This is a genomic window from Rhodoferax saidenbachensis, assembly GCF_001955715.1.
GTDB lineage: Bacteria > Pseudomonadota > Gammaproteobacteria > Burkholderiales > Burkholderiaceae_C > Allorhodoferax > Allorhodoferax saidenbachensis.
Genome location: NZ_CP019239.1, coordinates 2,675,044 through 2,686,851, shown reverse-complemented (window position 1 = coordinate 2,686,851; position 11,808 = coordinate 2,675,044). Strand labels below are relative to the sequence as shown.

11 protein-coding genes are annotated in these 11,808 nt (G+C 62.0%); 3 read left to right on the top strand and 8 right to left on the bottom strand.

Annotation, left to right across the window (positions count from 1 at the left end):
• Positions 1–99: 99 nt before the first annotated feature.
• Positions 100–480: a carboxymuconolactone decarboxylase family protein gene (locus tag RS694_RS12850; RefSeq protein ID WP_029707267.1), complete on the top strand. Its 381-nt coding sequence runs from the start codon at positions 100–102 to the stop codon at positions 478–480.
• A 125-nt stretch (positions 481–605) separates the two neighbouring features.
• Here the strand turns inward: RS694_RS12850 and RS694_RS20520 are convergent, their stop codons facing one another.
• Positions 606–1,301 (bottom strand): hypothetical protein, encoded by a 696-nt coding sequence (locus RS694_RS20520; RefSeq protein ID WP_029707268.1) that lies wholly within the window; start codon positions 1,299–1,301, stop codon positions 606–608.
• Between the two features lie 217 nt (positions 1,302–1,518).
• Here RS694_RS20520 and RS694_RS12840 point away from each other — a divergent pair, with 217 nt between their 5' ends.
• Entirely contained in the window at positions 1,519–2,286 is a 768-nt protein-coding gene (locus RS694_RS12840) for an SDR family oxidoreductase (protein WP_029707270.1), read from the top strand.
• Between the two features lie 82 nt (positions 2,287–2,368).
• Here RS694_RS12840 and RS694_RS12835 read toward each other — a convergent pair whose 3' ends face one another.
• A complete protein-coding gene (locus RS694_RS12835) occupies positions 2,369–3,388 on the bottom strand; it encodes a zinc-binding alcohol dehydrogenase family protein (protein ID WP_029707272.1) in 1,020 nt (339 codons plus the stop codon).
• Between the two features lie 103 nt (positions 3,389–3,491).
• Between RS694_RS12835 and RS694_RS12830 the strand changes: the two genes are divergently transcribed.
• A complete protein-coding gene (locus RS694_RS12830; RefSeq protein WP_029707273.1) occupies positions 3,492–4,397 on the top strand; it encodes a LysR family transcriptional regulator in 906 nt (301 codons plus the stop codon).
• Here RS694_RS12830 and RS694_RS12825 read toward each other — a convergent pair.
• The 6 genes from RS694_RS12825 to RS694_RS12800 form a co-directional block, all read right to left on the bottom strand.
• Positions 4,391–4,624, bottom strand: a complete 234-nt coding sequence (locus RS694_RS12825; protein WP_241463969.1) for a SlyX family protein — start codon at positions 4,622–4,624, stop codon at positions 4,391–4,393. The genes RS694_RS12830 and RS694_RS12825 overlap by 7 nt on opposite strands.
• Before the next feature lie 7 nt (positions 4,625–4,631).
• The gene (locus RS694_RS12820; RefSeq protein ID WP_029707275.1) at positions 4,632–5,057 is read right to left on the bottom strand and encodes a winged helix-turn-helix domain-containing protein; all 426 of its coding nucleotides are present in this window, start codon (positions 5,055–5,057) and stop codon (positions 4,632–4,634) included.
• 152 nt (positions 5,058–5,209) lie between these two features.
• Positions 5,210–8,281, bottom strand: a complete 3,072-nt coding sequence (locus RS694_RS12815; RefSeq protein ID WP_029707276.1) for an efflux RND transporter permease subunit — start codon at positions 8,279–8,281, stop codon at positions 5,210–5,212.
• 92 nt (positions 8,282–8,373) lie between these two features.
• A complete protein-coding gene (locus tag RS694_RS12810) occupies positions 8,374–9,585 on the bottom strand; it encodes an efflux RND transporter periplasmic adaptor subunit (RefSeq protein ID WP_029707277.1) in 1,212 nt (403 codons plus the stop codon).
• 46 nt (positions 9,586–9,631) lie between these two features.
• On the bottom strand, positions 9,632–11,059 hold the full coding sequence (locus RS694_RS12805) for an efflux transporter outer membrane subunit (protein ID WP_029707278.1): 1,428 nt from the start codon (positions 11,057–11,059) through the stop codon (positions 9,632–9,634).
• On the bottom strand, positions 11,056–11,778 hold the full coding sequence (locus RS694_RS12800) for a CerR family C-terminal domain-containing protein (RefSeq protein WP_076069661.1): 723 nt from the start codon (positions 11,776–11,778) through the stop codon (positions 11,056–11,058). The genes RS694_RS12805 and RS694_RS12800 overlap by 4 nt, the downstream gene beginning before the upstream one ends.
• Between the last annotated feature and the right edge of the window lie 30 nt (positions 11,779–11,808).

The following is an 11,808-nucleotide window of genomic DNA, read 5'->3' as shown; positions in this document are numbered from 1 at the left end:
CGCTGTGTGGCGGCGTCTCGCAGACGCGGGATCGGCACTTCATCCTCTCGTCGCTGGGCTGGGCGCTATGCTCGGGGCCTTCTTTTGGGAGATACCGACATGGATTCCTTTTCAAAGGCCAGCGAGACCGGTCTGGCCACCCGCAAGCAGGTGATGGGCGAAGCGTTTGTCGAAGCCGCCCAAGCCAATACCACTCCCTTTACCCAGCCCATTCAAGATCACATCAACCGTGCCGCTTGGGGCGACACCTGGCAGCGCCCGGGGCTGGACTTGAAAACCCGCAGCCTGATCACGGTCGCCATGCTCACGGCGCTCGGCAAACAAAACGAGCTCAAGGGCCATGTGCGCGGTGCGCTGAACAATGGCGCCACGGCGGCAGAGATTCAGGAAGTGCTGCTGCACGCAGCCATCTATTGCGGCGTGCCTGCGTCGGTCGAGGCGTTTCGCACGGCGAATGAGGTGGTGGGTGGGCAGGTTTAGTTATCTGCGGTGAACCGAAAACTGACCCTTAAAACTATCAAAGATCGTTGATAACAATGGTGTTTATTGGTGAAACCAAGTTGTTGAAAAGTGCATGTGGCGTTTAGAGCCGTTTGGCGTAGGGTTTAGTTCGACGGGGCCTTGAACTGTTCAAGTTCTTTTTCATTTTCGACAAGCCATGTTTCTAGCTTTTCGAAGTGCCCTTGCCATCTTGCGTATTCATGCTCGAATATTCCCATCACCATGAGAAGACCATCCTGTTGCATCTTGGCGTACATATTGTTAGTTTTGTTGCTAAATGTTGTCAGTTTCTTTTCGGGATCAGTGCTGGAGTACGACAGTCGCATTCCCTCATAGTTCGGGTGAGCGCTTTCTGAAAGCCAAGAGTAAATCTGCTTAATACCGGCATGATTTTTTTCGCATTTTTCAAGCACCGTAATAATGTTCATGGCCTTTTGATCGGTCGTGCCATCTCGTGATCCTGCAAAGAGATTTATCACCTTTTCCAAGAAATCTTTGAATGAAATTGTTCTCGAGACGACATCCTCAGTTAGTCGATTGAGAAAAATTAGCATTGCAAGAGTTTCAATTGCGCTTCGAAGAAGAATTCTTGACCCTAGTGATTTTTCACGTTGGTGGAGGATCCATGATTGGCCCAGGATGTCTACAAAGCGCCATGCAACAGTTTCTCGCAAACATAGGCACTGATATGTGACTTTCCATTTATGCGCGGTTGGATTTCTGTCAATGAGAGAGAGTATGTCTACTTCCTTGCAGAGGGATTTTTTATAACCTTCTATGGCTTGATCGATTGAGTGCATAAGAGATCTAATAATTGAGACTACAGGTTTGGGGAGGTCCTTTGCACAGGCCTACTGGAGTGTTGGACTCGGCTTTTTTGTTGGACGCCTCCATATATGTCTTGGCCATATTCTGCTACCGGCGGTACTTCCATGGCACTTAGGTGACGCCCCTTCGGATGCTTCACCCCTAAGCTTGCCAGCATCTCAACCCGCAAGCCAGATTTGGCAACAACACATGAACGATCTGTTTTCACTCAAAGGCCGTACCGCACTCATTACTGGCGGATCGCGCGGCATTGGACGCATGATTGCCGAGGGCTTTCTGGCCCAGGGCGCGCGCGTCTATATCAGCGCGCGCAAGGCCATGGCCTGTGACCAGACGGCGATTGAGCTGGCGGCGCTGGGCCCCTGTGTTTCGTTGCCTGCTGATGTGTCGACGGTGGAAGGCGCGCAGGCGCTGGTGGCGGCGTATTCCCAGCATGAAAGCTCTTTGGACATTCTGGTCAACAACGCCGGTGCGGCCTGGGGTGCACCGTTTGACGACTTTCCCGAGAGTGGCTGGGACAAGGTGGTGGACCTGAACCTCAAGACACCGTTTTTCCTGACGCAGGCGCTGCACGGTCACCTGCAAAAGGCCGGCAAGGCCCACGCGGCCAAGGTGATCAACATCGCCTCCATCGACGGTGTGTCGGTGAACCCGCAAGAGACGTACTCGTATGCGGCCAGCAAGGCCGGTCTGATCCATCTGACACGGCGCATGGCGCTGCGGTTGGTGAAGGACAACATCGTGGTGTCGGCGATTGCACCGGGCGCTTTTGCGTCCGACATGAACAAGGACGCACGCGACCACGCCGAGGAGATTTCGACGCACATCCCATCCGGGCGCATCGGCACGAAGGAGGACATGGCGGGTGCCGCCATTTTCCTGGCCTCGCGCGCGGGAGACTATGTGGTGGGCTCCACGTTGGTGGTGGACGGCGGTGTGACCTACGCACGCGGCTAGGGCCGAAATTTATAAGAAATCGGCCTCCAGCCCTTGTGGAATATGCGCAAGCAGCTATTGATTCAATAGCAATTTAGGCGAATCAAGCCCAACCTTCCAGCACCACCTTGCCCCGCGCCGTGCCGGATTCGACCAGCGCGTGGGCGCGCTTCAGGTTGTCGGCGTTGATGCTGCCAAAGCGTTCGGCCAGCGTGGTGCGGATCAGGCCCGCGTCGACCATCTGCGCCACTTCGTTCAATAAATGGTGCTGGGCGATCATGTCGGGCGTGTTGAACATGGGGCGGGCAAACATCATCTCCCAGTGCACGGACGCGGCCTTGCGTTTGAAGGGCATCACGTCCAGCGAGGGCATGTCGTCAATCAGGCCAAACTTGCCTTGCGGTGCCAGCGCTTCCACGATTTGCGTGAGCCGGTCTGCGGTGTGCGTCAGGCTGACGATGTTGTCGACCTGCGGAATACCGATGCGCGCCAGTTCGGTTTGCAGCGGCAGGCTGTGGTCGATCACATGGTGGGCGCCCAGTTCTTTGACCCAGGCTTGCGTTTCAGGTCGTGACGCAGTGGCAATGATGGTCAGCGCGGTGAGCCTGCGCGCCAATTGCACCAGGATGGAGCCGACGCCACCTGCGGCGCCAATGACCAACAGGGTTTGTGGATTGGGCTTCTTGCCCGGCAAGATGCCCAAGCGGTCAAACAACAACTCCCACGCGGTGATGGTCGTCAGCGGCAGCGCGGCAGCCTGCGCAAAGTCCAGGCTGGCGGGCATGTGGCCGACGATGCGCTCGTCCACCAGGTGCAGTTCGCTGTTGGTGCCTGGGCGTTGGATGGCACCGGCGTAGTAGACGCGGTCACCGGCCTTGAACAGCGTGACCTCCGGCCCGACAGCGCGCACGACGCCTGCCGCGTCATAACCCAGCACCTTGTGGGTCTGGCCCTCGGCCGGCGCGGCACTGGCGCGGACTTTGGTGTCTACCGGATTGACTGAGATGGCGCGCACTTCGACCAGCAGGTCATGGCCCAATGCGACCGGGTCGGGCAGGGTGATGTCTTGCAGCGCGGTGGCTTCAGCAATGGCTTGGGGGCGTTGGTAACCGATGGCTTTCATGGTGATTTCCTTGAAGGTTTGAAGAGATGGCTGAATCATCTCGCCCATCGTCATAAAGAGAAATAGTCTACCGATTGAACCTATATTCAAATAAAATTTGAAGATGAAGGCATTGCAAGATCTGGACATCTTTGTCCGCACCGTGGATTCGGGCAGCCTGTCGGCCACCGCGCGGGCACTGGACATCACACCCGCGGCGGCCAGCGCGGCGCTCAAACGGCTGGAGGCAGAGCTGGGTGCCAGCCTGCTGGTGCGCTCCACGCGCAGCCTGCGCCTGACGCCCGAAGGCGCGGTGTTTCTGGAGCATTGCCGCTCGGCATTGGCCACACTGCAGGAGGGCCAGCACGCGCTGGCCACCGGGCGCACGCAGGTGCAGGGCGTGCTGCGGCTGGCCGCATCGTCCGACATGGGGCGCAATGTGCTGCTGCCCTGGCTGGATGCGTTTCAGGCGCTGCACCCGCAAGTGCGCTTTCGGCTGCAACTCTCGGACCGTCTGGCGAATATGTACAGCGAGCCGGTGGACGCTGCCTTTCGCCACGGCGAGCCGCCGGATAGCAGCCTGGTGGCGCTGCCGGTGGCACCCAACAACCGGCGCGTGCTGTGCGCGTCACCCGCCTATCTGGCGCAGCGCGGTGTGCCTCAGAAACCTGGCGATTTAACGCAACACGACTGCCTGTGCTTCATGCTGGGTGGCGAGGTGAATGACCGCTGGAGCTTCTTTCGCGATGGCAAGGAAGAGGCTATCAGCGTGGGTGGTGGCCATGTCACCAACGATGGGGATGTGGTGCGCCGCTGGGCCATAGCCGGGCGCGGCGTGGCCTACAAGGCGTGGCTGGATGTGGCGCAGGATTTGAAGGCGGGCCGGCTGGTGGCGCTGTGCACCGAATGGCAGACCGAGCCCGTGCCGCTGTACATGGTGCTGCCGGACCGGCGGCAACTGACCCCGGCGCTGCGCCTACTGCGCGAGTTTGTCAGCCAGGCGTGTCTGGATTTGCAGGCGGCTCAATAGTGCGGCGGTAACTCGTCGCGCAAGTTGCTGGTGCCTGGAGCGGATTCGGGCCGCTGATCCCGCAACTTCACCAGTGCTTCTACCAGTTGGTCGATCTGCTGTTGCTGGCGGATGATGACCTGGTCGAGCTTGTCGATCAGGTCCTCTTGGTAGCTGGACTTGATTTCCAGCTCGGTGATGCGGTGTTCCAGAGTGTCTTGGGTGTCCATGCCTGCATTGGACACCATTTGCCGCTCAGGGCAGTGCGGGCTCGAGCTGGTTGTGCGCGCTGGCGTGCCGCAGGGGCTTGTTGTGGTGGTGCACGGGCGTGGGGTGGATGACCGCGAAGGATTGGGTGAGCTGGGCGTCCTGCTTGCGTTTGCGGCAGTCGCGGGCGACCTCGGCCTTGGATTTCTTGCTGCGCGGGGCGTCCTTGTCGTTGCCCAGCTTGTAGACACGCAGGCTGTCGCGGCCGGTGGCGTCCTTTTCCCAGGCGCCAATGTGGGCCACCCCCTCTTTGCGCAGGGCCCGCATGTACTCGTGCAGGGTGTTGATGCTCAACCCGCTGATGACCTTGAGTTCCTGGATGCTGCAGGGCCCGTCCATCAGCGCACGCATGACCTTGGCCATGCTCAGTGCGCCGAGCCGGACAGGGCGGGACAGGTCGTCGGTGGGGTGCATGGTGTCGTAAAAGGTGGGTTAGTCCCTTTTGCTATCGACATTTATGCGCCTTTCTTGAGCGACCGTCCACACCCTGGCTATCAACCGTTTTGGCAAAACGGTATTACTTGGCCTTTTCAGCCACCCCCATGGGCAAGTCCACGGGGGGGGGCTCAGGCGGGCTGCTGGCGCAAGACCTTGCGTTTGATGCGCCCCACAAAGTGTTCGATGTCATCCACGATGGTGAAGAAGCTCGGTGTCACCAGCAAACTCAGGATGGTGGAGGTGATCAAACCGCCAATCACCGCCGCGGCCATGGGTGCGCGGAAGCTGTTGTCGGCGTGGCCCAGGCCAATCACCAGCGGCAGCATGCCCGCCACCATGGCGATGGTGGTCATGATGATGGGGCGTGCACGTTTGTGGCAGGCATCCATCAGCGCGTCAAAGCGGTTCAGGCCGTGTTCGCGGCGCGCCATGATGGCGTACTCCACCAGCAGAATCGAGTTCTTGGTCGACACACCGATCAGCATCACCAGCCCGATGAAGGACGGCATGGACAGCATCTTGCCGGTGACCAGCAAGCCCATGAAGGCGCCGCCGAACGACAGAATGACCGCCGGAATGATGGAGATCGGGTGCAGGAAGTCCTTGAATAGCAGCACCAGCACGATGTAGATACACAGCACGCCGGTCAGCATGGCCATGCCAAATCCGGCGACCATTTCGCCCTGTACTTCGGCGTCGCCAATCTCCAGTTGTTGCACACCAGCGGGCAGGTTCACGATGCTGGGCAGCTTGGCCACGGCCTCGGTCACTTCGCCCAGCGGCACGCCGGACAACTCCACTTCGAAGTTGACATTGCGCACGCGGTTCAGGCGGCTCACCACCGCAGGCCCGCCCGACATTTCAAACGTGGCCACCTGGCTCAGCATCACCGGGCCTTTGACACCGGGCACCATCAGGCGTCCCAGCACTTCGAGGTCCTGGCGCGCATCGGTCGCCAGCTTCACCACGATGGGCACCTGGCGCTGGCTCAGGTTGAGCTTGGCCAGCGCGGAGTCGTAGTCGCCCAGGGTGGCGATGCGCAGGGTTTCTGCAATCGCGGCGCTGGTCACACCCAGGTCGGCCGCCTTGGCGAAGTCCGGGCGAATGGCGATCTCGGCGCGTGTCAGGCTGGCACTCGATGAAATGTTGCCCAGGCCCGGAATCTTGCGCAGGTCTTTCTCTACCGCGGCGGCGGCTTGCGCCAACACCGCGGGGTCTTCGCCCTTGAGGGCAAGCTGGTATTTCTCACCCGAACCGCCCAGACCGACCTTGAAGCGCGCGCCTGGCAATTCCGACAGGGCTGTGCGCATCTGGCTTTCAATCACCTGCTTGCGCGGGCGCTTGCCGCGCTCTGCCAACAGCACCGTGAGTGTGGCCTTGCGCACATCGGTGGTGGCACCGCCCGCAAACGGATCGGAGCCGACGGCACCGCCACCGACCGTGGTGTAGACGCTCTCCACGTGGTCAACCTTGCCAATCATTTCGCGTGCACGCTCTGCGGCCGCACGGGTCTGCGTGATGGTGGTTCCCGGCGGCAGCTCCAGATAGACCTGGGTTTGCGAGTTGTCATCGGGCGGAATGAAACCGGTGGGGATCAGGGGCACCAGAAACAGCGAGCCAACGAAGAAAGCCACGGCAGCCGATACGGTGATCCAGCGGTGGCTCAGCGTCCAGCGTGTGATGCGCAGGTACACGGGCATCCATATCGGCTCCTCGTGCACATGGGTGGACGGCTTCATGATGTAGGCCGCCATCATGGGCGTGAGCACCCGTGCCACCACCAAGGATGCAAACACCGCGAACACTGCGGTCCAGCCAAACTGCTTGAAGAACTTGCCAACCACACCACTCATGAAGGCGGTGGGCAAAAACACGGCGATCAACGCAAACGTGGTGGCGATCACGGCCAGGCCGATTTCATCGGCCGCTTCCATGGCGGCCTGGTAGGGTGTTTTGCCCATGCGCAGGTGGCGCTCGATGTTTTCCACTTCCACAATCGCGTCGTCCACCAGAATACCGATGACCAAGGAGAGTGCCAGCAGTGTCACGATGTTGGTGGTGAAGCCCATGTAGTTCATGCCGATGAACGCGGGAATGGCCGACAGCGGAAGCGCCACCGCAGACACCAGCGTCGCACGCCAGCTGCGCAGGAAGAACCACACCACGATCACGGCCAACACAGCACCTTCGTACAGCATGGTCATGGATGCGTCGAACTCCTCCTGCACCGGCGTCACAAAGTCAAACGCCTGGGTCAGCTCCAGATCAGGGTGCTGGGCCTTGAGGGCATCCAGCGCAATTTGCACCGCGGCGCCCACTTCCACTTCGCTGGCGCCCTTGCTGCGGGTGATCTCAAATCCGACCACGGGTTTGCCGTTGAGCGAGGCAAAGCTGCGCTGCTCGGCCACCGTGTCCTTGACACTGGCAATCTCATCCAGGCGCACACGTTTGCCATTGCTCAAGCTCAGTTCCAGCCGGGACAGTTCGTCCACGGTGGCGACGGTGGCCAGCGTGCGCATGGGTTGCTCGGAGCCACCCAGGTCGGCACGGCCACCGGCGCTTTCGGTCTGCACCTGCTTGAGCTGGCGTGACACGTCAGCCGCCGTGGCACCCAGGCTTTGCAGCTTGAGCGGGTCCAGCGCGACCTGCACTTCGCGGGTGACGCCGCCGACGCGCACTACCGAGCCCACACCGCGCACACCCAAGAGCGCGCGCGAGATGGTGTTGTCGACGAACCAGCTCAGCGCTTCGTCGTCCATCTGTCCGGAGCGGATAGTGAAGGCCAGAATCGGTGCGCCTGACAGGTTGATCTTGCTGACGATGGGGTCGCGCAAATCGCTGGGCAAATCGCTGCGCACCTGCTGGATGGCGCTGCGCACATCGTCCACGGCTTCCTGCGTGGATTTTTCCAGGCGGAACTCGGCGGTCACCGTGACCAGGCCGTCCGACACATTGGTGTAGATGTTCTTCAGGCCCTGCAGCGGCGCAATCGCGTTCTCCAGTTTGCGGGCGACTTCGGTTTCCAGTTGGGCCGGCGCGGCGCCCGGCAGGCTGGCCGATACCGAAACGGTGGGCAGTTCCAGATCCGGGAACTGCTGCACCTTCATGGCCTTGAAGGACATGATCCCCGCCAGCGTCAGCAGCACAAACAGCATGACGGCGGGGATGGGGTTTTTAATGGACCAGGCGGAGACATTCATACTGTCTCCCGCCGAGCCGCCTCAAGGGCGACAGGCGCCCCCTCGGGGGGCAATGAACGCATGTGAATGTGGGGGCTCATGTTCCTTGCTCCTTATTTAGTAGCTGGCTGCGCAGGATTGGCGGGGGCTGAAGGCACATTTGGCTTGGAATCCACGACTTTCACCAGATCGCCTTCACTGAGGAAGCTGGCACCGCTGGCGACCAGCCTGTCCTCAGGTTTCACACCGCCCAGCAGCTCGATCTGGTCGCCCAGCGTGCGGCCGGTTTGCACCTTGATCTGCGAGACACGGTTGTCGGCCGCGATGCGGTAGACGTAGCTGAAACCGTCACGCACCACCACAGCGGTATTTGCCACCGTCAAGGCCCCGGAGCTGCCCAGTTCAAACTCGCCACGCGCAAACATGCCCGGCTTGAAGGCACCGGTGGCGGCGTTGGCGCCGGTCACGGGCCCGCTCAGATCGACATAGACCAGGCCGTTGCGGGTCGCCGCATCCACCGTGGGCGCAACCATGCGTACCTTGCCTTTCATTTGTGCGCCGCCCGGTGCGGTCACCACAACGGGTGTGCCGTTGGTGATGCGCCCCAGTTCGGTCGAGGTGACTTCTGCGCGCCACTCCAGACGGCCATTGCGGATCAGCTTGAACATCTCGGTGCCTGCACCGATGACCGAACCCACGGTGGCAGTGCGCGCAGAGATGATGCCGTTGTCAGGCGCTTCCAGTCGGGTGTGTTTGAGCCGCAGCAGTTGGGTATCGAGCTGCGCCTTTGCGGAGTCGACCCGCGCCTTGGCCGCCAGCTCGGTGGTCAGGTACTGGTTGATTTGTTGTGCACTTAAAGCACCGGTGCCTTGCACGGCGCGGGCGCGGTCGGCATTGGCGGTGGCTTCTGCCGCGTTGGCTGTGGCCTCAGCGACGCTGGCGCGCGCGAGTGCGACGTCGGCTTGCACACTCTCGGCCGCAAAGCTGGCCAGCAGTTGGCCGCGCTGCACCCGGTCACCAATGGCGGCGTGCAATTCTGCAACGCGCAAGCCATTGGCTTCTGCGCCCACGCTGGCTTCCTGCCAGGCCGTGACGCTGCCGTTGGCAGAGATGGCGATAGGCAGCGAGCGGGGCTTGGCCTGCGCCACCGACACGGTAAGCGCGGGCTTGGCGGTGGCCGCGGGTTTGCCGCCGTCCGCAGCGCGCGATTGGGTGGCGATCAGCCCCAGGCCGCCCACGGCCAGTACGCCGGCAGCAATGAGCGACAGGGTGAGGGGGCGGAGTTGCTTCAGACGCTGCGTCAGGCCATTGGTGAGAGGGTTCATGGTGCGTGCTCTTTAAGAAATGAGATTCGACGAATGGAGTTGGAATTCAGGATTGCGGCGCCGTCTGGCCACCAGTAGACGTGGCGTCGGGTGCTGTCCAGCCTCCGCCCAGGGCGCGGTACAGCGCCACCCAGGCGCGGTTGCGTTCCAGTTGCAGGTTGAGCTGGGCTGTTTGGGCCGCCAGCGCGCTGCGGCGGGCGTCTTCCAGCTCCACCAGGTTGGCCAGTCCTTGGCCATAGCGGGTCTGGGTGGCGGCCAGCGATTCGGCGTAGCCTTGGGTGGCCACGGTGGCATCTGCGCGGCGGGCCTCGGTGCTTTGCAGGGTGACCAGCGCTTCTTCCACTTCGCGCACGGCCTGGCGCACCTTGCCCTGGTACGCCACGACGGCGGTCTGGTAGGCGGCACGTGCCGATTCCACTGCGGCGGCGCGCTGGCCGGCGTCAAAGATGGGCAGACTCAGCGCCAGCGGGCCGAAGGACCAGGTGGAGCCGCTTTGCTCCACGCCCGCGGTGTTGATGCGCATGGCACCAATAGAACCCGACAGGGAGAGGCGCGGCAGCCGCTGGGCAATGGCGCTGCCGACCTGGGCGCTGGCCACCATCACATCGCGCTCGGCACTGAACACATCGGGGCGCTGGGAAATCACCTGGGCAGGCACACTTGCTACAGAAAAAGAAGCTGCTTGCGCAGGCTGCATGCGGGTTGCAGCCAGTTTTTCTTTCAATTGTGGCTCGGGGATAGCGGTCAGCGCGACCAGGCCCTTGGTGTTGATGTCGCACTGGGCGGACTGCTGGGTGACGCGGCTGTTGGCGTCTGCGGCACTGGCACGTGCCAGCGCAGCCACCGAGGGCGCCACAAAGCCGACTTTGGCGTTGATCTCGCTCAAACGTGCGGTTTCCTGGCGCGAGCTGCTGTCGGCTTTGGCCACGTCCAGTAGTTGCTGGCAGGTGGACAGGCTGTAGTACAGGTTGGCCACTTCTGCCGCCACCAGTACCCGCGCGTCATGCCACTGGGCCTGGTTGCTCTCGACCTGCGCCTGCGCGGCCTTGCTCACGGCGCGGTTGGCACCCACCAGGTCCAGCTCCCAGCCCGCTTGCAGGCCCAGGGTCTGGGTGGTGATGACGGGGTAGTCGGGCTGGCTCACACCGCGGCTCGCGCCCAGTTGCGCATTGACCTGGGGCAGCAGGGCCGAGCGGGCGGTGGCCTGGTTGGCGCGCGCCTGCGCAATCCGTGAGAGCGACTGCGAGACCGAAGGGCTCACCGCTTCCGCCGCGGTAATCAGCTCGACCAGCAAAGGATCCCCTTGTTGCTGCCACCACTGCGCCAGCGACACCACGGTGCCATCGTGCGGCAGCGGCGCGTACCACTGGGCTGCGGCCGGGGCGTCCACTTTGGTGGGCGGAAGCAAGGAAGAGCAAGCCGAGAGCGCCAGCGCGGCGGCCAGGGCTGAGGCAGTTCGGAGGGGAGTCTTCATTTTTGGGTCTTGCGTTTGGAAGGGGAAGAAGAGGGGGCGGGCGTGGGTTGGGGGGCGCGGCGGCGGGCTTCCGCTTCGACCAGCGCCATGGCGCTGTCCACCATGCGCGCGTGGTACCGGTCCAGTGCGGTGGCGGAGCCGAGCAGCGCCGGGCGGATGGCCTGAATCACATCGATGCCCACATGCAGCATCACGCCCAGGCCTGCAATGTCGAAGGCCAGGTGGTGCATGTCGTCGTCAGGCTTCTTGACGCCCAGATGGCGGCATAGCGCGAGCACCAACGCCTCGTGGGCGGGCTTGATGTTGTCGTCGATCTCGGCCTGCCACATACCGGTGGGTTCGATCATTTCGCGAAAGTGCAGCTTCATGCACTGGCGAATTTGCTGCCCGGTCTTGAGGGGTTCTACGAAGGTGCGCAACATGAGGGTCAGGGTGCTGCGGATGTCCAGCGGCGCCGCATTGTCGTCAGGCGGTGCAAACGGCGGGTTATAGCGCGGGTCCGCGAACACCGCACGGTACAGGCCGTCCTTGTCACCGAAGTAATAACTGATGGAGGCGATGTTGGCCTGCGCCGCCTGCGCGATTTCGCGGGTGGAGGTCTTGGCGAAGCCCTTGTCTGCGAACAGTGTCAGCGCCGCATCCAGCAGGCGGTTGCGTGCCTCCTGCCCGTCACTCCGCAGGGGCTTGGCTGTTGGAGAAGTGCTTGGCGTTTTTGGCATGAAGCGCGGATTGTACGATTTAAATCAATC